At 57.6% G+C, this 18118-nt stretch carries 20 protein-coding genes and 1 pseudogene; 10 read left to right on the top strand and 11 right to left on the bottom strand.

The window, feature by feature from the left end:
- The first annotated feature begins 278 nt into the window (after positions 1–278).
- Positions 279–1100, top strand: coding sequence for a DMT family transporter (locus tag C8N45_RS11230; RefSeq protein ID WP_108386378.1), 822 nt, complete (start codon positions 279–281; stop codon positions 1098–1100).
- A gap of 10 nt (positions 1101–1110) precedes the next feature.
- On the opposite strand, the gene pncA is transcribed toward C8N45_RS11230, so the two are convergent.
- From pncA to C8N45_RS11215, 4 genes are all read right to left on the bottom strand, one after another.
- The gene (pncA, locus tag C8N45_RS11225; protein WP_108386328.1) at positions 1111–1701 is read right to left on the bottom strand and encodes a bifunctional nicotinamidase/pyrazinamidase; all 591 of its coding nucleotides are present in this window, start codon (positions 1699–1701) and stop codon (positions 1111–1113) included.
- 164 nt (positions 1702–1865) lie between these two features.
- The gene (locus C8N45_RS23230) at positions 1866–2009 is read right to left on the bottom strand and encodes a M10 family metallopeptidase C-terminal domain-containing protein (RefSeq protein WP_168769457.1); all 144 of its coding nucleotides are present in this window, start codon (positions 2007–2009) and stop codon (positions 1866–1868) included.
- A 173-nt stretch (positions 2010–2182) separates the two neighbouring features.
- Complete coding sequence (locus tag C8N45_RS11220; protein WP_108386327.1) at positions 2183–2650, bottom strand: zinc metalloprotease; 468 nt, start codon at positions 2648–2650, stop codon at positions 2183–2185.
- A 551-nt stretch (positions 2651–3201) separates the two neighbouring features.
- Complete coding sequence (locus C8N45_RS11215; protein WP_108386326.1) at positions 3202–3540, bottom strand: carboxymuconolactone decarboxylase family protein; 339 nt, start codon at positions 3538–3540, stop codon at positions 3202–3204.
- Between the two features lie 43 nt (positions 3541–3583).
- Between C8N45_RS11215 and C8N45_RS11210 the strand changes: the two genes are divergently transcribed.
- Complete coding sequence (locus tag C8N45_RS11210) at positions 3584–4309, top strand: creatininase family protein (protein WP_108386325.1); 726 nt, start codon at positions 3584–3586, stop codon at positions 4307–4309.
- A gap of 74 nt (positions 4310–4383) precedes the next feature.
- On the opposite strand, the gene C8N45_RS11205 is transcribed toward C8N45_RS11210, so the two are convergent.
- Entirely contained in the window at positions 4384–5139 is a 756-nt protein-coding gene (locus C8N45_RS11205) for an amino acid ABC transporter permease (RefSeq protein ID WP_108386324.1), read from the bottom strand.
- A 10-nt stretch (positions 5140–5149) separates the two neighbouring features.
- Positions 5150–5893: an amino acid ABC transporter ATP-binding protein gene (locus C8N45_RS11200; RefSeq protein WP_108386323.1), complete on the bottom strand. Its 744-nt coding sequence runs from the start codon at positions 5891–5893 to the stop codon at positions 5150–5152.
- Positions 5894–6017: 124 nt separating this feature from the next.
- Between C8N45_RS11200 and C8N45_RS11195 the strand changes: the two genes are divergently transcribed.
- The gene (locus tag C8N45_RS11195) at positions 6018–6794 is read left to right on the top strand and encodes a transporter substrate-binding domain-containing protein (RefSeq protein WP_181868930.1); all 777 of its coding nucleotides are present in this window, start codon (positions 6018–6020) and stop codon (positions 6792–6794) included.
- Positions 6795–6918: 124 nt separating this feature from the next.
- Here C8N45_RS11195 and C8N45_RS11190 read toward each other — a convergent pair whose 3' ends face one another.
- A complete protein-coding gene (locus tag C8N45_RS11190; protein WP_133175971.1) occupies positions 6919–7254 on the bottom strand; it encodes a hypothetical protein in 336 nt (111 codons plus the stop codon).
- A gap of 195 nt (positions 7255–7449) precedes the next feature.
- On the opposite strand from C8N45_RS11190, the gene C8N45_RS11185 reads away from it, so the two are divergent.
- Positions 7450–8463, top strand: coding sequence for an amidohydrolase family protein (locus C8N45_RS11185; RefSeq protein WP_108386321.1), 1014 nt, complete (start codon positions 7450–7452; stop codon positions 8461–8463).
- On the opposite strand, the gene C8N45_RS11180 is transcribed toward C8N45_RS11185, so the two are convergent.
- Positions 8460–9482: an aromatic ring-hydroxylating dioxygenase subunit alpha gene (locus C8N45_RS11180; protein ID WP_108386376.1), complete on the bottom strand. Its 1023-nt coding sequence runs from the start codon at positions 9480–9482 to the stop codon at positions 8460–8462. The genes C8N45_RS11185 and C8N45_RS11180 overlap by 4 nt on opposite strands.
- A 116-nt stretch (positions 9483–9598) precedes the next feature.
- On the opposite strand from C8N45_RS11180, the gene C8N45_RS11175 reads away from it, so the two are divergent.
- Positions 9599–10501 (top strand): LysR substrate-binding domain-containing protein, encoded by a 903-nt coding sequence (locus C8N45_RS11175; RefSeq protein ID WP_108386320.1) that lies wholly within the window; start codon positions 9599–9601, stop codon positions 10499–10501.
- Here C8N45_RS11175 and C8N45_RS11170 read toward each other — a convergent pair.
- Positions 10483–11424 carry a hypothetical protein gene (locus tag C8N45_RS11170; protein ID WP_108386319.1) on the bottom strand — a complete coding sequence of 314 codons (942 nt, stop codon included), beginning with the start codon at positions 11422–11424 and terminating at the stop codon, positions 10483–10485. The genes C8N45_RS11175 and C8N45_RS11170 overlap by 19 nt on opposite strands.
- 268 nt (positions 11425–11692) lie before the next feature.
- Here C8N45_RS11170 and C8N45_RS11160 point away from each other — a divergent pair, with 268 nt between their 5' ends.
- The gene (locus C8N45_RS11160) at positions 11693–12106 is read left to right on the top strand and encodes an MATE family efflux transporter (protein ID WP_258793187.1); all 414 of its coding nucleotides are present in this window, start codon (positions 11693–11695) and stop codon (positions 12104–12106) included.
- A gap of 192 nt (positions 12107–12298) precedes the next feature.
- On the opposite strand, the gene C8N45_RS11155 is transcribed toward C8N45_RS11160, so the two are convergent.
- Entirely contained in the window at positions 12299–12943 is a 645-nt protein-coding gene (locus tag C8N45_RS11155) for a DUF2238 domain-containing protein (RefSeq protein WP_108386316.1), read from the bottom strand.
- Between C8N45_RS11155 and C8N45_RS11150 the strand changes: the two genes are divergently transcribed.
- Positions 12942–13685: an endonuclease/exonuclease/phosphatase family protein gene (locus tag C8N45_RS11150; protein WP_245882639.1), complete on the top strand. Its 744-nt coding sequence runs from the start codon at positions 12942–12944 to the stop codon at positions 13683–13685. The genes C8N45_RS11155 and C8N45_RS11150 overlap by 2 nt on opposite strands.
- Before the next feature lie 89 nt (positions 13686–13774).
- On the opposite strand, the gene C8N45_RS23225 is transcribed toward C8N45_RS11150, so the two are convergent.
- Positions 13775–13951: a hypothetical protein gene (locus tag C8N45_RS23225; RefSeq protein ID WP_168769456.1), complete on the bottom strand. Its 177-nt coding sequence runs from the start codon at positions 13949–13951 to the stop codon at positions 13775–13777.
- A 68-nt stretch (positions 13952–14019) separates the two neighbouring features.
- On the opposite strand from C8N45_RS23225, the gene otnK reads away from it, so the two are divergent.
- From otnK to C8N45_RS11130, 3 genes and pseudogenes are all read left to right on the top strand, one after another.
- Positions 14020–15249: a 3-oxo-tetronate kinase gene (gene otnK / locus C8N45_RS11140; RefSeq protein WP_108386314.1), complete on the top strand. Its 1230-nt coding sequence runs from the start codon at positions 14020–14022 to the stop codon at positions 15247–15249.
- Positions 15246–15896, top strand: a pseudogene (gene otnC / locus C8N45_RS11135) (3-oxo-tetronate 4-phosphate decarboxylase). The gene otnK and the pseudogene otnC overlap by 4 nt, the downstream one beginning before the upstream one ends.
- A 125-nt stretch (positions 15897–16021) precedes the next feature.
- Entirely contained in the window at positions 16022–18091 is a 2070-nt protein-coding gene (locus C8N45_RS11130; RefSeq protein WP_181868929.1) for an alpha-galactosidase, read from the top strand.
- The last annotated feature ends 27 nt before the right edge of the window (positions 18092–18118 follow it).

Below are 18118 nucleotides of genomic sequence, written 5' to 3'. Positions count from 1 at the left end.
CCGCCGTCTTTGTACGGCGGGGTTTTTTTGTTTTGGCTGTCAGCTCTGACGCCGTGGTCTCTATATCAGAGGCCATTTCGATTGCGTGGCGTCTGGATTTGCCGTCAGGAGTGGGCAATTCTGGCGGCGGCAATTCCGTCTGAGGGGATTGCGCCGACGGCCTTGCCGATCGTCTTGTACTGCGCCAATAATGCGCCTGTGCATGTGGCAGGCCGTCTCATGGCCAGCCAATCGGATAATAACCTTTGATCGAAAAATATTCTGTACGCATTGTCGCGATGGTTGTGCTTGCGATGTTCTGCATTGTCGGCGGGGATGCTGCGGGCACCATCCTGACAAGCGCGGGTTTTCCTACTGTGACTGTCGCATGGTCGCGGTTTGCGATGGGGGCCCTGTTGTTGGTTGGCTTTGCCGGGCTGCAAAAAGGCGAGGTCCGCCAACTCATCGACTGGCGGCTGGCGCTGCGCGCCCTGCTGATTGTTTGCGGGATCACGGCCATTCTGACCGCTCTCAAGACAGAGCCGATGGCAAATGTCTTTGCGGGCTTCTTTATCGGGCCGGTTGTGTCCTACTTTCTATCGGCTCTTTTGTTGGGCGAGCGTATCACATTGTTGCGTACAGGGCTGTTGCTGGTCAGTTTTATCGGTGTCCTGCTGGTTGTCCGTCCGGGGTTTGGCATGACGGCCGGCATGGGGTTTGCGGTGCTGGCGGGCTGTTTTCATGGCAGCTATCTTGTCGCGACACGCTGGTTGGCGGGGTCTTACCGTCCGCGCTTTCTGCTCCTTTCGCAGCTTGTTATCGGGGCCGTCATCCTTGCGCCCTTTGCGATTGCCCCTTTGCCGCAGATCGACGGATTCTTTTTGCTAATGATCGTGCTGTCCGCGCTTGGCTCTGCCGTTGGCAATCTTTTGCTGGTGCTGGTCAACCGTACGACGCCGGCAGGGGTGGTCGCCCCCTTGATCTATAGCCAGCTTTTTGCCGCCACGATCATTGGCTTTTTCGTGTTTGGTCAGTGGCCCGACAGTTTGGCCTTGTTCAGTTTGTGCATCATCATGGTGGCAGGCGTGTCGTCAGTGATGCTGGCAGGTCGGGGACGTTAGGCTCCTGAACCTAGAGCGTCACGCCTGCAGCCTTCATGCCTGCGGTTGCCGCAGCCAGCGATCCGTCAAAATCAATCGCGCGGCACAGGTCCATGTTGACCTGCACGGCAAACCCGAGTTTGGCTGCATCAACGGCGGAATAGTTCACGCAAAAATCAGTGGCGAGGCCCACGAGCGTGAGCCGGTCGATTTTGCGTGTGCGCAGATACCCTTCCAGGCCGGTAGGCGTGCTGTGGTCATTTTCAAAGAACGCGGAATAGCTGTCGATCGCCGGGTTGTAGCCTTTGCGGATGATCAGATCGGCCTTGTCGGTCTGAAGGTCGGGGTGAAACTGCGCCCCGATGCTGCCCTGTATGCAATGATCGGGCCAAAGCACCTGTGGTCCATATGGCATGTCCATCATCGACATCGGGGCAGCCCCGTGGGTTGATGCAAACGACGAATGACCGGCCGGGTGCCAGTCCTGAGTCAGGATCACCGCCTCATAGTCCGACATGGCTGCGTTTATTCCGTCAACAATTTCATTCCCACCTGCAACGGCCAGCGCGCCGCCGGGGCAGAAATCATTCTGGACATCGATGACAATAAGGGCGTGGGTCATGGCGTTGCTCCTGCGTTTAGGGGGACTTTAACAATGATTGCGCCGGGCTGCGACTGCGATTTCAGAGCTGTTGCGTCCTAGCCCCGCCAACATGAACCACCAGCCAAGACCCGCCAGACCCGGTTTGCAGACCAAGCATCCCGTCAGCGACAGGGTAATCGCCACTATAGCCAAGTGCGGCCATTGATGTTTGAAAAGGTTTCCTGATTGAGGTCGATGGTCTGGTTGTGGCTGTGCGAGCCCAGATTGATCAGGTCAATCCCGCCGCTATCGACAAGGGCGACGGCATAGGCTGAGGGCAGGTCCATTCCAAACCGCGCTGAGGTCGCACCATCGCCATGACGCTGTCGCCGGTTTCGACATTTACGGGGGATCCGTAGAGCTTGTGGATGGCCGCGATATGACCCAGCTGGAGCGTGGCAAGGTAGGTCTGCGTGGCCTCCGTATAGATGTTCTGATCCGGCGAAAAGTAGGACATAACCTAGGTCTGCCTGCTGTCATTTTGGTGATAATAATCGGGATTATCGGCCCATGAGTTATGAATGTTGATCGTCGACTGGATAATGTGGCCGCCTGACACTGATGAACTGGCGGAAGCCCCGGAGTTGTTGTCGCCAAACATCATCTGCGTCTGTGCCTTGGATACTTCGGTAAACTGCAGGCTGCTGACCGCAGTCCATGCTTCAAACACCTTTCCGGCAGCGGCTGTCCCTGTGCTGTTCAGACCGTCCAGATTATGGGTGATCGTATCGCCCGACTGCGCGTCATAGTGGCGGGCGGTGGTGTTGAAATCGCTCCAGAACCCTTCGGTCAGATAGTTGGCGATCTGGTCGTAAGCATAGACGGGCTTGTTGTTCGATACCGAAATATCACCGCTGGAAAAACTTGAAACACCATGCGTATCGTAATGGTCAATGCTTGGGTCGAGTGTTTGGCAATTTGTGCACATCGGTCAGGCTCCTGAAAGGGGAAATCGTTACAAGGGAAGGTCGGACAAGCCGACAAGCTGCTCGGCAAATCCGTGCAGAAGTGCGGGACGCATCGGGCCATCCATGGCGCTCAGGTCGATGACAGGCCCCTCGGCGGACTGGCCGTGGACAGGTTAGCGGGATCAACCACCAAAACGGTCCGGTCAGGTGCGGCCGTCTGGACAGCCGTCGCCAGTGCCGCACAAAACGGAGCAAGTGCTTAGCCTGTGCAGGCTACATGAATGTCTGCAGGCACTGTCTCGGCCATCCCGGCCGTTTGCAATGAAAGGGACAGTGCAGCCGCCGTCTTTGTGAGAGAGGGCATCAGAGAATCCAGAAAAGCACGAAGCATCGGGTTGCATTTACGTGTGCCATTCTGGCGACAGGCCGATTCGTAGCCCCCGAACCAGATGAATGTGAGACCAATTATGGTCTAAAAAATGTAAATACTAACAATGTTTTAATGGAGAAATGGCTGAAATTTTTGCTAAAATTGGGGTGATAGATCAACGATCCCACGGTCAGGACCCGTTCATCCTGCAGTGAATTCGTCGTAAGCTTCCAGCGCCTTGGCCCCGAACGCGATGGATGGCCCACCGCCCATATAGCCGATCATCTCCAGCGCTTCGCACAGTTCGGCCCGCGTGGTCTTGAGCCGAACAAGCGATTTGACATGAAACCCGATACAACTGTCACAGCGGGTCGAGATGGCAATGCCAAGCGCAATCAGCTCTTTGGTCTTTTCATCCAGTGCGCCGGATTTCTTGGCAGCGGTGCCCATGGCGTTGAAACCCGCCATCATATCGGGCGCTTCTTTTTGCAATGCGCCGATCCGCCCCATCGTGTCATTCAGAAATTTCGTCCAGCTCATGAATTTTCGTTCCTTTTGGTATCCGTGCAGGCTAGCACAAGGCATGAAACTTGAAAGCATGACATGGGTTGAGGTCGAAACATACCTGAACGGCAACCGGGGCATCATCCTGCCGACAGGATCAACTGAACAACATGGCCCTTTGGGGCTGATCGGAACCGATGCGATTTGCGCACGCGAAATCGCGTGGGCTGCGGCGGATCGGTGCGGTGCGGTTGTGGCCCCCGAACTGGCTTACGCCCCTGCGCCTTTTAACATGGGGTTTCCGGGTACGGTGTCGCTGACCTCTGAACTTTTTACCGCATTGGCTGGACAGGTGATGGCGAGTTTGGCGCAGCATGGTTTCGCCAAGATTTATGTGCTCAATGGACATGGGGCGAATCTGGACTGTCTGCGCACTGCCCTTAAAGGCATTGATGCCGACGTGCGGGTGCGGAGTTGGTGGGATTTTGAAGGGGTCAACGCCTTGCGCGGTGCGTTCTATGGCGATTGGGAAGGCATGCACGCCACCCCGTCAGAGGTGGCGATCACCCAACACACGCACCGTGTCATCAAGAACGCGGACCTTGGCCCGCCTCGCAAGCTGACTGCGGACTACATCAAGGCACACGCAGGCGACAAACATGGGGCCCCTGATGCCCACAGGCGCGACTTTCCCGATGGCAGGGTGGGGTCCCATTCGGGGCTGGCACGCCCAGAGCATGGGACGCGGTTACTTGAAACAGCCGCCAAAGAAGTGGCTGCGGATTATCTGGCGTTCGTGGGTTAAATCTGCCTCCAGACAAAGGGCATCCCCCGACTCAGGGTGGGGGATGCCCGGCAAGCCGGGGTTGGACGTCAATTCTACCGGCTTTCGTCAGACCCCATCTTGCGTTCCAGCCAGCGCACGAAAAAGCTGATGATCAACACCAGCACCAGATATTCGAGGATCAGCAGCGAATAAATCTCGAGCGGGCGATATTCTGTGACGACCAGTTCGTTGGCGCGGCGGGTCAGTTCCTGCATCCCGATGACAGAGGCAAAGGCAGACATTTTCACGATATAAATGAACTGGTTGGCCAGCGGTGGCAGGATCCGCTTGATTGCCTGCGGCAGGATCACATAGCGCATGGTCTGGCTGTAATTCAGGCCGACGGTTTTGGCGGCCTCGGTCTGGCCCTTGTTGATCGACTGGATGCCAGAGCGATAGATTTCAGCCGTAAAGGCACTGTCGGAGATAGCCAAGGTGATGATGGCACCCCAAAAGGCATCAATGCTGACAGAAAATCCCATGGATTTCAGCACCACGGGCAGCCCGTAAAACACCCAGAACAGCATCGGCAAGAGCGGAATGGCGCGCACGAATTCGATGTAGATACGCGACGGCAACCTGATCCAGCGGTTGGACGACATGCCGGGCAGGGCCACCAGCAGGCCGATGATCATCGACAGGACGGCGGCAATGACAGACAGCAGGATCGTCGCGCCAAACCCGTTCAGCAGGAACTTGATATTGGACAGTCCGTTGGGCGTGGTCGGGTCGATCACATACCAACCCCAGTTGCCAGAGGCGCAACCCGTCAGGAAAAGGAAGGCACCGAGCAGTGCAAAGCGTTTCATCGTGTGACCCTCAATGGCTTAAAATCTGGTTCAGGAAGGTCTGGCAGCGCTTGGTCCGGGGCCGCTCGAAGAAATCCTCGGGGGTGCCGGTTTCAACCACTGCGCCTTGATCCATGAACACCATGCGGTCGGCGGCACGACGGGCAAAGCCCATTTCGTGGGTGACAACGATCATGGTCATCCCGTCCTCGGCCAGATCGACAATCACGTCGAGAACTTCTGAAATCATTTCGGGGTCAAGCGCCGAGGTCGGTTCATCAAACAGCATGATCTTGGGTTCCATGCAAAGCGACCGGGCAATGGCCACCCGCTGCTGTTGGCCGCCGGATAGGGCACGCGGCTTTTTATGCGCCTGGTCGGGAATACGCACCCGTTCAAGGTACTTCATTGCCCGGGCTTCTGCATCTGCCCGCGACATGCCGCGCGCCTTCATCGGCCCCAGCGTCAGATTCTGCATGATCGTCAGATGCGGAAACAGGTTGAACTGCTGAAACACCATGCCCACTTCCGACCGGATGCTATCGACCGAGGCCCGATCCTTCATCACGATACCGTCTACGACAATCTGCCCCGAATCGTGCGTCTCGAGCGAATTGACACAGCGGATCAGGGTCGATTTTCCAGAGCCAGACGGACCACAGACCACGATCCGTTCGCCGTGGGCAACGGTCAGGTCGATGTCTTTGAGCGCATGGAAATCATCATACCACTTGTTCAGTTGACGAATTTCAATCGCCGCATTTGTGTCGGACATGGACCTCTTCCTTTGCGCGTGGTTAAATCCTGATACTTGGTTTTGAAACCAAGTGACACTGCGTACCCGCACGGCCGGTCAAATTCTTTATCGGCGGTCTCAACCCAACGATCAGAGGATCACGATGCATTTCATGAAAAAACTGGGCCTTGCCTTGGCCTTTACCACCTCGATTATGGCAGCGCCTGCTGTCGCACAATCCGCCTTGAACGATATTCTGGGCAACGGCACCTTGAAGGTTGGAACAACCGGTGACTGGAATCCGATGTCGGTCCGCGATCCGGCCACGAATTCTTATGTGGGCTATGACATTGATGTCATGACCCAACTGGCCGCCGATTTGGGGGTCACGCTCGAAATGGTGCCAACCGACTGGAAAACGCTGGTGAACGGCGTTGTGGCAGGCAATTATCATATGACTGGCTCTGCCTCGATCAGCCCCGCGCGCCTGAAGGCGGCGGGCTATTCCGACAGCTATATCTCTGTCGAGATTTTTCCGTTCACGCTGGAAGAAAACGCATCCCGTTTCAGCGGCTGGGAGTCGATCAACAACGGCGATGTGAAGGTCGCAACAACGCTTGGCACCACATTTGAGAAAAACGTCAAGGAATGGTTCCCGGAGGCCGAGATTGTCGTCGTCGAAGCCCCGGCACGCGGTTTTCAAGAGGTTCTGTCCGGTCGTGCCGATGTCTTTGTGACCTCGAACATCGAAGGGGCGACCCTGTTGGAGAAGTTCCCCAATCTACGCCAGATCGACGTTGAAGCCGCGCGGGCACCGACCCCGATTGCGATGCTGCTGCCGCAGACCGATCAGGTCTGGATCAACTACGTCAATAGCTGGATTGAGTTGAAGAAGGCACAAGGCTTTTTTGACGCCACAGCGGCGAAATGGGGCCTGTAAGGGATCCAAATTTATGGTACTTTCTAGAACGGCGGCCTTATGGCCGCCGTTTTTTTTAACGCCTACACATGGGCTACGGCGATGTTAGAGTCAGCAATCGGGCCGACCCGAACATCACTTATCGTTAGTCGCTGCAAACGTCATAAACGTTGCTTGCGACGACCTCGTCGCCAACTTTCAACTCTGCAAGCACGTCGCCAAGTGGCGGCATGCCGATGTTCATCCGAACGTCGGAATTCGCGCCCTGTGAGACATCGACAGTGCCCAGCAGCTTGCCCTTTGCGCCCAAGTGGTAATCATAGATTTCGACCACGCCATCACCTTCAGAGGTGATTGTGCCGAGTTCAAGAAGGGCTTCTTTCGGCAGTGGGTTCATGCAGGTGAAATAACTTTCCGCTGCTGCCGCCGAACCAAAGCTCATTGCGGCCAGTAGACCGATTGCGAATGTGTGTTTGAACATGTCCAATCCTTCCTTGGTTATGTCGTCGTTCATGTATCCGTAAATGCGCGACAGCATCTGCCGCATCAGTACATTAGCGTTTACGCACAGCCGCCGAATTGATATTCGTCATTTGTGCTTTCAGGTTGTCCGCCGCGGGCGGGCCGCGCAAATGAAGGCAGGCGTCCCGAGCAGCGGAAAGTAAGGAAGCATGGCATGATTGACCAACATAGCCGTGTCGATATGCATGCCCATTTTTATGGTGGTGGTTTGGTCGATACGTTGCGCGCGCGGACCGTGCGCCCCTACCTGCGCACCCGCGATGATGGCGTGACGGTAATGGTGGCGATGAACGGTGAATTCCCCTTTACCGACCATTACCAAGACCACCGCGTCGGGTTGGCTGCGATGCGTGCCGCCGGGTTGACCCATCGGTTGCTGACCTTCCCCGGCGCGCTGGGCGTTGATTTGCTGCCAGCGGTTGAAATTGCCCCGGCGATTGGCCGCTACAATGATTACCTTGCGCAACTTGGTGCCGATACGGATGGCGCATTGATCGGGCTGGCGGGGGTGCCGCTGGATGATATGGATCTGGCCTGCGCAGAGGTCACGCGCATTCGCCGGGACCTTGGCCTGCCGGGGATTATTCTGCCATCCAACTACTTCAACTCGCTGGCCGAGGCGGCGGCAATGGCCCCCTTGTTGCGGGCCGCCAATGAATTTGGCTGCCACATCATGTTGCATCCGGGTCTGAAAGTGGGGCAGGAACCGCCGCCGTTACCCGCTGATTTTGTGCAATACCGATTGTCGGCTGTCGATCTGCAATCGAGTGCATCACAGGTGGCGCTCACCGTCATTCTGTCGGAAATGTTGGACGATTACCCCAACATCAGCTTTCAGATCGTCAATCTGGGCGGCACATTGCCGTTTATCTTCGAGCGGATCGAAAGCATCGCCCGACACCGCAACCCCGATGCGCCATTTCCCACCGATCGATTGCGCAGGCTCTGGTACGACTGTGCATCGCTGGGCCCACGCGCGCTGGAAGCGGCGGTCAAGCTGCTGGGCGCGGATCGTATCATGCTGGGGTCGGATTATCCGATTTTCAAGGATGATCCCTATGCCCATGCCGTTGAACCTGCTGACCTGACCCCGGATGAAAAGGCGCAGGTCACGTGGAGAACCGCGCATGATTTGTTTGCGCGGCTGGAGAAATTGCGGCAGCGCTAGACTTGCTCAGCGTCAATCAGGCGCTGCAATTGCTTGCGGAATGTCTTGGCACCAAGGTCCAGCCCCAGATCAATATTGGGGGTTTTCATATCGGCCATGCCCTTTTGCACCGCCTCCAGAATGACCTTGTCTTCGTTGAATGCCATGATCGCCCAGTCGTTCATTTTGTTGGAAATCGCGGCATTATCGGGGTCGGTATTGCGGTGCTGGAACCAGATATATTGGGTGTTTTCCTCATCAACCGGGGTGAGGAAGTTATAGGAAATATTGATGTAGGTCTGGTCCACCGCAGGCTTGCCCGGCCCACCGGTGCCTGCGGGGGTATAGACCGATTTGTTCAGCGCGATGGCGGGGAAGCACATCTCGTAATGCTGTTTGCGGTCGCAGGTGCCCTCAAAGCGCACGAGATTCTTGTAGTAGGGCGACGGCAGTTGGTCGTAGATCCAGCGCGACACGATAACACCGCGATCTATCTTTTCCATATCAAGCGGCTGGCTTTGCGTTCCAGCGCCGCCAAATGATGTGACATGCACCCATGCAACGTGGCTGGGGTCCAGCAGATTATCCACGACCCAAAGATAGTTGCAGGCAATCGGCAAGATCCCCCCGTCAGTCGCACCCCATGTCGGGTCATCGAAATTTTCGATCTCGAAAATCTTGTCAGGGTCGGCGAGGGCCGGATCACCCATCCAGATCCACAACAGGCGGTAACGGTCTACCACGGGGTAGGACCGGACAACAGCGCGGCGCGGCGTCATGCCACGCTGGGTCGGGCTGTCGATGCAGGTGCCGGTGCAGTCGAAGGTCAGCCCGTGATAGCCGCAAACCACATGGTCATTCTCTATCGCGCCCATAGACAGGGGCAGTTTGCGGTGCGGGCACGCGTCCTCGAGTGCAACGGGGCTGCCATCGGATTTGCGATAAAGAACGATATCATCGCCAAGCAGTTTTTGCGGTTTCAGGGCTTGTGTATAGTCACGGCTCCAGCCTGCGACGTACCAGCAATTGCGTAAGAACATGACCATTCCTTTCCGACCTGACCTACAGGGGAAAGGGTAACGCAAGGCGCAGCGGTTGCCCAGAAGCCGTGTTTGCCGCAGTATTAGGGTGCGCGCTGATACGGGGACGCTGCAATATGCTCAAGACATTGCCTTTTAGCGCCTTGCGTACGCTGGAAGCGGTTGTGCGCCTGCGCGGTTTCGGCCGCGCGGCAGATGAATTGAACGTGACGCAAAGCGCCGTCAGCCAGCAAATCAAACAGTTGGAAAGTTGGATCGGCACCCGGCTTTTGATCCGGCGCAGCAGGCAGACACTCCCCACGGAGGCCGGAGAGAGGCTCGCGCAGGCCACCCGCGAAGGCGTTGGGTTGATCACAGCGGTTTGCGACGATCTGCGCGGTGCAGCGCAAGAGGACAGCAAGCGCATTCTGGTCGGTTCGCCGCCCGGCTTTGCCTTTTTGTGGTTGCTGCCGCGTCTGCTGCATTTTGATGACCAGAACCCACAAACGCTTGTTTCACTGTCAACCGACCCGCAGGCGCGCGACCCCTATTCGGGTGATGCTGACCTGTTCATTTCCTACAGCGCAGGCGGATTTCCGGGGCTACACGCCGAATTGCTGATGACGGAAACCATGTCGCCGGTTTGCGCGCCGCAGGTCGCCCAGTCGCTGACATCTCTGGACGATTTGGCCAATCAGGTTATCCTGCAAGACCAGTTGGACTCGCCTGATTTTGTTTCGAACTGGGCATACTGGGCGAACGAAAGCGGGCTTGCTCTGCCACATTTTTCCCGCACGCGGCAATATGGGCAGGCAAACCTTGTGGTGCAGGCGGCGATCCAGGGGCTGGGGATCGCCATGGGCCGTGGCCCACTGGTTGCTGACGCCATTGCGAAGGGCAAATTGGTCCATCCGTTTCCCGAGTTCGTCCAATCGCAGTTCTCCTATTGGTTCGTCTGCGACCACGCTGCGCTGAAATCACAAAAGGTCGATGTATTCCGGTCGTGGCTGCATGAAACGGTTCAGACAAAGGATAGTTGACCGCACGCCGCCTGGCCCACCTGCCGGGCCGGATTGAGAAAAGCCGCTTCCATTTCGGGGTATGATGCCAAGAGCAGGCGACCACCCACAAGACGCTCTGGCATCAGAACACCATTTTCCCAAAGCGCAATGCCATCGACCCGGATTGTCGGAACAAGCACATTGAGCGATATTTCACCGGGCGGATTTTCGCCGCAGGTATGAAAATGCAGCAGGCGCGGGTTGCCGAATGCAGACCCGCTCCAACGCTCCAGATTTTGGCCGGCTGTCGCTTTGTAGGCGCATCCGGGATGAATACCCGCGTGCCATGAATGGACATAGTAAGGGTCCAGCCCGTATCGCTTGGCGACCCGTTCAAAATGTTCTGTGGCTGTGATCACGTCCTTTATTGAGCCGTCGAACCCGGTGATCTGTGTCCCCTCAAAATCCACAAACAGCGTCTTTTTGATCTCGCACGAGGATGGGGTGCAATAGTGTGACCCTGTGCCGGCCAGAAATCCTTTTTGGGCGATGCGACCGGAAAAGTTGACGGTCGGCACCGGCGCAAAGACCGACATTGGAAAACGCCTGCGCATGGTGTTGGTAAGGCGTGTCGACCTATCGGCTGCCCTGCCTGTGAAATCTGTCCCGGCAGGGCATGTAACCTGAATTTCGCGGGCCCGTTGCAATGCGTCATTGATCAGGCCGCTGAGCTCCACAAAGGCCCAATACTTAATTGTACCATATGGCGACGCCAGCATGTCCCGATCCAGCGCGTAATTGATGATTTGGTTCCGTTTGGCATCTCTGGTGCGAAATCTGATCTGATCCCCCAGACGGGCCAGAAAAATCGTCCAATCCGCATCGCGCATCAGTGCTGCAAGTTCTGGCTGCGGGTCATTCACATCGCGGTCAAACGGGGCTGCATAGCAATGAACACCCAATCCTAGCCCTTCCGCGACGCGGCGCACATCATGGATGAGTGTCGGGTCTGATACCCGTCGTCTGCAATTTCATGGACCAGCAACAGGTTCTGGCCGCGCTGATATGCTGCGCAGTTTATCAACAGATTATGGATGCCTTTTTCCAGCGCGTATTTCTGCACGTCGCATTTCCTTGGTCACAAGCCGAGAAGGGTCGTGAAACAAAGGTTAACAAACCAAAAACTGCGAACATACATCCCAGTCATTACGCCGGACATTTGTACGGCTAATAGTTTGGCGTTGCTGGATGCTGGGTGTGATCGCAACTGGCTGCGCATTTCCCTTCCTTTGGTTCGGAGGCGGCCTTGCCAGCAGCCTGTTTTCGTCCGACCCCGAAGTGATCAGAATTGGCGCGCTATTCCTGAAGGTAGAAGCTGTCGTATTGCCAATCTATGTCATGCTGTTTTCCGTCAATTCGCTATTGCAGGCCCTGAAAAAGGCAGTTTGGACGATGTGGATCGGGATCTACCGCCAAGGGATAGGTGTGGCCTTGTTCAACTGGCTTTTTGGAGTTGTGTTTGATTTTGGCCTGACCGGTGTGCGTGACGGAATCGCACTGGCGGTCATTACCGGGTTGATCCTTTCGCTCGCAGGTGTCACCCGCGTTGCCCATGCACGCATCGGCGGATTGGGCCTTGTTTGAAAAACGTCCCGCCTTCTGCTCAGAGTCAAGCGGATCGCGCAAAATATGAAAACGGGCAACGGTGCAGAGGTTTCGGCCAAAATCGCAGTCGTCATATGCCACAGCCTGTCGCCGCTAAAGACTGCGGGCTGCTGCAGCCTTGCGGTGATATGTCTGCTGGCACTTTATGAAGGCCGATAATGGGTCCCGACCCTAGCGATGTTTGCGGAAAAGGCGTTTGTTGAGCGCCACAAAACGGTCAATCGGCCATGTCCAGAATGACCGGTCCTTGGCGCGCAGATAGACATAGCCAAGCCAGACGGCAAAAGCCGCACCCAGCACATCGACAATCAGATCGCCCATCGTGTCATCAAGCCCGGATTTCTGCATGTTCAGGCCAAACCAGTTATCCATCGCAAACTCGAAGATTTCCCACGTTGTACCGACCGTGACCGCAATGCCAAACGCCAACAGGCACATTGCCCATTGGGGTGCGGCGAACCTGTCGCCTTCAAACATCATCAGCACAAAGACAAATCCGATCAGTCCGAACCCGATGGCAGACGATCCATGCAGTGCGATGTCCCACCACCAGACCCGTTCGTAGAAATCAAACGCCTCGCCCATAAAAATGGATGCGATCAGAAACAACGTGATCGCGGCGACAAAAGGCAAGGGCAGCGTGATATCATACCGCTTGGCAAGTATGACGGGTGCCATCGCCAGACCCAGCGTCGCGACTGCCACAAAGCTGAGCGACCAGCGCCCTTCGTAAGCCGCGCCTAGCCCTGTCAGAACAAGAAGCGCCCAAAGGCCCAGAACCACACGCCCCTGTTGTCTGATTTGGGAGAACAGCATGAACAGCCCTGTTACTTCGGTTGCTTTATCCTACATAATGAACATGACCCACAACATCCATAGCAGGCCCCTCCGCATCGCAAGCTACAATATCCGCAAGGCGCGCGGCCTTGACGGGCGGCGAGACCCCGGCCGGATCGTTGATGTGATCAATGCCCTCGATGCGGATATCATCGCCTTGCAGGAAGCAGACAGGCGACTGGGCGACAGACCCGCGGCCATCCCCAAGGAGATGATCACGCGCGCGACCGATTTTGATCTGGTCCCGTTGGCCCAGAATGACGTCAGCCTTGGCTGGCATGGCAATGCAATTCTGGTCCGCCGTGGTTGCCAAGTGGCCAGCACCAGCCGGATCGGCCTGCCAGGGGTAGAGCCGCGCGGCGCTGTTGCCGTGAAATTGACAACCGGTCTGACCGTCGTGGGTGTCCATCTGGGGCTGCTGCGCCAGTCGCGGCGCAAGCAGTTACACCGGATCGTCGGGCATCTGGGCAAGGCTGACAACGTGGTGGTGATTGGCGATATGAACGAATGGGCAAATGCGCGCGGTTTCGAGCCTTTGGCGGGGGCGTTCACATTGCATTCCCCCGGTCGCAGTTTCCACGCAGCCCGCCCTGTCGCAGCCCTTGACCGGGTTGCATTGTCCCGTGATTTGGTCCTTTCCGACGCAGGTGTGGCGCAAGGGGCCCAGGCCAGACAAGCATCAGACCATCTGCCGATCTGGGCGGATGTCTTATCTGCCTAGGACCTCAGATAATCCTGTTTGCGTTGCAGGGGCGGACGGGATGTTTTGAGTAATCGACAGCTACCCATTGGCCTGAGAGAATTGCACGGTCACTTTTTGTCGCGCGCGGACTTCTCTTCCTTGGTCAGCTTGTTGTTCCAGACGTTATTGCTAAGCCCCAATTCAGCCGGGGCGGGTTTGGTCTTGCCAATGCTGACCTTGCCGCCCTTGTTCAGGAATTCCTGAATAAGCGCATCGTCAGTGGTTTCCTTTGGAACATGCTTCATGGAGACAAGCATAGACTATGCGCGCAATCCGCGCAACAAAGCATAGGGTGGGTTTGAAAGGACGAACAATGCATCTTGGCTGTATCGGCGATGATTTTACCGGGTCCAGCGATCTGGCTAACACATTGGCCAAAGGCGGCATGCGGGTCACGCAATATACCGGCGTGCCAGACCGCCCGGCCGACCGGTCTGTGCAGGCGGGTGTGGTCGCGCTGAAGTCACGTTCGATTGAACCGGCCGAAGCGGTTGCCAAATCACTTGCGGCGCTGGAGTGGTTGCAGGCGCAAGGCTGCACGCAGATATTTTTCAAATATTGTTCGACATTTGACAGCACGCCGCAAGGCAATATCGGCCCTGTCGCAGATGCTTTGGCGGATGCGCTGGGCGCGCATAAGGTGATCATCTGCCCCGCGTTTCCCGGTACCGGTCGGTCAATCTATCAGGGCCATCTGTTCGTGAATGATATGCTTCTGTCGGAAAGCGGGATGCAGAACCACCCGCTGACACCGATGACTGACTCTGACATCCGGCGATGGCTGGCCCCGCAGACGAAATACACTGTAGGTCACGTCAGCGTGCAGCATGTCTTTGCCGATAATGTGGCGGCGGCACTTGAGGCGCAGCATCAGAAAGGCCACCGGCATATCGTTGTCGATGCAATCCGCGATGCCGATTTGCTGGCCATCGGAAAGGCTGCCGCTGGCTTGCCCTTGATTACGGGTGGATCAGGGGTGGCACTTGGGTTGCCTGCGAACTTTGGCTGTACCGCCGCTGCCGCCCCATGGACGGGGCAGGATGGCAAGGCGATTGCGCTGTCGGGGTCCTGTTCTGTTGCCACGCGCGCGCAGGTTGCTGCCCACAGGGCAGACAATCCGGCGCAAGAGATCATTGCCGACGATGTGATCGAAGGGCGCCTGACGGCACAGGACATGGCCGCGTGGCTGCTTGAGCAAGACGGGCTGCCGCTGGCCTATAGCTCTGCCGACCCCGAAGTGGTGAAAGAGGTGCAGGCGAAATACGGTCGCACCCGGTCTGCGGACATGTTGGAAGCATTCTTTGCCGAAGTCGCACGGCTTGCCGTGGTCGGTGGCGCAACCCGTGTCATCACCGCCGGTGGCGAAACATCCGGCGCGATCGTGGAAGGGCTTGGTTTGACAGAACTGCAAATCGGGCCAGAGATTGATCCCGGCGTGCCCGCCTTGCGCGCGCGGCCCAATCTGGTGGTCGCACTTAAATCAGGAAACTTCGGCGCCCCCGACTTCTTTACCAAGGCTGATCGCCTATTGTCCGGCGCATGACACAGGACAACGCACTGCGCGAACAGAATTGCCTGCTGGCCAAGTCCCTGTTTGACCGTGGATTGACCCACGGCAGCACTGGCAATATCTCGGCCCGGACCCTGGATGGGGGGCTGTTGGTGTCGCCAACGGGCACAAGTTTCGGGCGGCTTGATCCGGCTCGGCTCAGCCGGTTTGACGATCAGGGCAAGCTGATGGGTGGCGACAAGCCAACCAAGGAAATGCCCTTGCACACGGCCATTTACGACACGCGCGCCGTCACCGGGGCGGTCGTGCATCTGCATTCCTGCCACTCGGTCGCATGGTCGATGATGCCCGATGCAGATACCGATAATTTTTGCCCCAACTGACCCCCTTACGGGATTATGAAGCTGGGCAAGGTCAAGCTGTTGCCCTTCTTTTTGCCCGGTGATCCGGCGATGGGTGAAGCGGTCCGTGGTCTGGCGGGCAAACGCTCAGCGGTGATGCTGGCGAATCACGGCCCCGTCGTCGCGGGCAAGGATGTCGAAGCCGTCTGCAATGCCATTAAGGAGCTTGAAGACGCTGCCAGACTGGCGATGATAACGCGCGGGATGAACGCGCGCGGGCTGACCGACGATCAGGTGCAGGCAGTTGTCGCCCGGTTTGATATTGCGTGGGATGTTTAGGTTTGTGATCCCGTAACGGATGCGCACTTCGGTGTGGCACTCACATTCCGGTCGCTGTAGAGAGTCTTTCATCCGGATGCATCCACCGCAGTGTGGGTGCGGCATTCAAATTACTGGCCTTGCCCATGATTTACCGACTTGATGACAAGACACAAACGCTGCTGTTGGCGCCCACCGATGGCTTGCCTGCTGTGGTCTATTTTGGGCCGCGACTGCCAGCGGCCGAAGATCTGGATCAGGTGGCCGCTGCGCATGTCATGGACCTGACGGGGGGTATGCTGGATGCTCTGGCACCGCTGACGATCTGCCCGCTGGGCGATGGCGTCTATCAGGGCCAGCCCGCGCTGCTTCTGGCTGATATTGCTGGTGCAGAGATTATCCCCGCCTTCGCAAGCGCCCGCATCGAAATTGCAGACAAGACTGCGACCGTGATCGCGCGAGATGCAACTTTGGGTCTGACTTATAGGGCGCAAATCACGCTTGATGGTGTTCTGACGTTGCAAGCCATGCTGACATCAGACGACCCTGTCCGGCTGAACTGGCTCTCTGCCCCGGTGCTGCCGGTCCCGGGGGATCATAGTGACGTCATGGAGTTTGCAGGGAAATGGACCAGCGAATTCCATCTGCACCGCCAACCTTTCAGCCCCGGCGCCCGCCTGCGCGAAGGGCGCGCTGGCCGCTCGGGGCATGAGGTGCCGCCCTTTGCCTATACCTGCACGCACGGTGCCCGCTTTACCGATGGCAGCGCGCTGGCTTTTGCCTATGGCTGGCCCGGTGGCCATCGAATGATCGCCGAAGAATTGCCATGCGGCCGCCGCCTGATGCAATTTGGCAATGCAATGGGAGCAGAGCAGGGGCTGGCCACACAGTTTGAAACTGCGACTCTGACCATCGCCCGGTCAGATACCGGCCTGAACGGCTGTGCAGTGCAGTTGCAGGCGCATGTGCGCGACAGGCTGGTGCCGTGGCCAGACCCCGACCGCCCGCGTCCGGTCCATTACAACTGCTGGGAAGCCGTTTACTTTGATCACGATCTTGCCGTTCTGTCCGATATGGCCGAACGTGCCGCCCGCATCGGAGCTGAACGTTTTGTGCTGGACGATGGCTGGTTTGGCAAACGCGATGACGACACAACATCTCTGGGCGATTGGGATATCGACCGGCGCAAATGGCCCGACGGGCTGACCCCGCTGATCGACAAAGTCCATGCCGAGGGCATGAGTTTTGGGCTGTGGGTCGAACCTGAAATGGTGAACGCGGAATCTGACCTCTACCGCGCACATCCCGACTGGATTCTTGGCGCGCCCGATCAGGTGACAGGGCGCTATCAGTTGGTGCTTGATCTGGGGCGGGCAGAGGTCCGCGATTATCTTTTCGGCAAGCTTGACGCGATCCTGTCCGAAAACGCGATTGATTATCTCAAATGGGATCACAATCGGCTGTTGCCGGTGGTGGACGCGGCGCAAGGGGACGGCATCCTTGACCTTTTGGCCCGGCTGCGCGCGGCCCATCCAACCGTCGAGATTGAAAGCTGCGCCTCGGGCGGGGGGCGCATCGACTATGGCATATTGCAGCAAACCACTCGCGTCTGGTTGTCCGATTGCATCGACGCGCTGGAACGGTTGCGGATGCAGCAGGCAGCGGCGCTTGTGATCCCCTCGGCCATAACGGGCAGCCATGTCGGCGCATTCAAATCCCATACGACCGGCAGGCACATTCCGATGGCGTTTCGGTCATGGGTGGCTGCGATGCGGCATATGGGCTTTGAAAGTGACCTGCGGGACTTTTCGCCCGAGGACGAGGCGTTGCTGAGCCGCGTCACGGCATGGTACAAGGCCAACCGCGACTGGATGATGGCCGGTGCAATCCACCAACTGGATTGCGACGACCCCACCGTGACCGCTGAAATTCAGATTGCGGCGGACGGCGCGCGGTTCGTAACCTTTGTCGGGCAAGCCGCCTATACACAACAAATCCTGCCGCGACCGGTCCGACTGACGGGCCTTGACCCAGATGCAATCTACCGCGTGACGCTGGTCAATCCCCAAGACCGGGCCGCCCATTCGCGCGGTGCGCCCGGCCTGATGGCCGGACCACTCAGCCTGTCGGGCCGCGTTCTGATGACAACCGGCCTGAACCTGCCGATCGCATGGCCAGCCACGATGTTCGTGATCGAAGGCCAGCGCATCAGTTGATCTGCATCTGCGCAAAGGGCGCGCAGA

It is taken from the genome of Yoonia sediminilitoris, from assembly GCF_003058085.1.
In the GTDB taxonomy this organism is placed as follows: Bacteria; Pseudomonadota; Alphaproteobacteria; order Rhodobacterales; family Rhodobacteraceae; genus Yoonia; species Yoonia sediminilitoris.
Note: the sequence above shows the minus strand (reverse complement) of the source record. Positions and strands in the feature narration are given on the sequence as shown.

Coding starts and splice junctions, on each gene's coding strand:
- C8N45_RS11230 (WP_108386378.1), top strand. CDS start 279: ATGGTTGTGCTTGCGATGTTCTGCATTGTCGGCGGGGATGCTGCGGGC.
- pncA (WP_108386328.1), bottom strand. CDS start 1,701: ATGACCCACGCCCTTATTGTCATCGATGTCCAGAATGATTTCTGCCCC.
- C8N45_RS23230 (WP_168769457.1), bottom strand. CDS start 2,009: ATGGACCTGCCCTCAGCCTATGCCGTCGCCCTTGTCGATAGCGGCGGG.
- C8N45_RS11220 (WP_108386327.1), bottom strand. CDS start 2,650: ATGTGCACAAATTGCCAAACACTCGACCCAAGCATTGACCATTACGAT.
- C8N45_RS11215 (WP_108386326.1), bottom strand. CDS start 3,540: ATGAGCTGGACGAAATTTCTGAATGACACGATGGGGCGGATCGGCGCA.
- C8N45_RS11210 (WP_108386325.1), top strand. CDS start 3,584: ATGAAACTTGAAAGCATGACATGGGTTGAGGTCGAAACATACCTGAAC.
- C8N45_RS11205 (WP_108386324.1), bottom strand. CDS start 5,139: ATGAAACGCTTTGCACTGCTCGGTGCCTTCCTTTTCCTGACGGGTTGC.
- C8N45_RS11200 (WP_108386323.1), bottom strand. CDS start 5,893: ATGTCCGACACAAATGCGGCGATTGAAATTCGTCAACTGAACAAGTGG.
- C8N45_RS11195 (WP_181868930.1), top strand. CDS start 6,018: ATGCATTTCATGAAAAAACTGGGCCTTGCCTTGGCCTTTACCACCTCG.
- C8N45_RS11190 (WP_133175971.1), bottom strand. CDS start 7,254: ATGTTCAAACACACATTCGCAATCGGTCTACTGGCCGCAATGAGCTTT.
- C8N45_RS11185 (WP_108386321.1), top strand. CDS start 7,450: ATGATTGACCAACATAGCCGTGTCGATATGCATGCCCATTTTTATGGT.
- C8N45_RS11180 (WP_108386376.1), bottom strand. CDS start 9,482: ATGTTCTTACGCAATTGCTGGTACGTCGCAGGCTGGAGCCGTGACTAT.
- C8N45_RS11175 (WP_108386320.1), top strand. CDS start 9,599: ATGCTCAAGACATTGCCTTTTAGCGCCTTGCGTACGCTGGAAGCGGTT.
- C8N45_RS11150 (WP_245882639.1), top strand. CDS start 12,942: ATGAACAGCCCTGTTACTTCGGTTGCTTTATCCTACATAATGAACATG.
- C8N45_RS11155 (WP_108386316.1), bottom strand. CDS start 12,943: ATGCTGTTCTCCCAAATCAGACAACAGGGGCGTGTGGTTCTGGGCCTT.
- C8N45_RS23225 (WP_168769456.1), bottom strand. CDS start 13,951: ATGAAGCATGTTCCAAAGGAAACCACTGACGATGCGCTTATTCAGGAA.
- otnK (WP_108386314.1), top strand. CDS start 14,020: ATGCATCTTGGCTGTATCGGCGATGATTTTACCGGGTCCAGCGATCTG.
- C8N45_RS11130 (WP_181868929.1), top strand. CDS start 16,022: ATGATTTACCGACTTGATGACAAGACACAAACGCTGCTGTTGGCGCCC.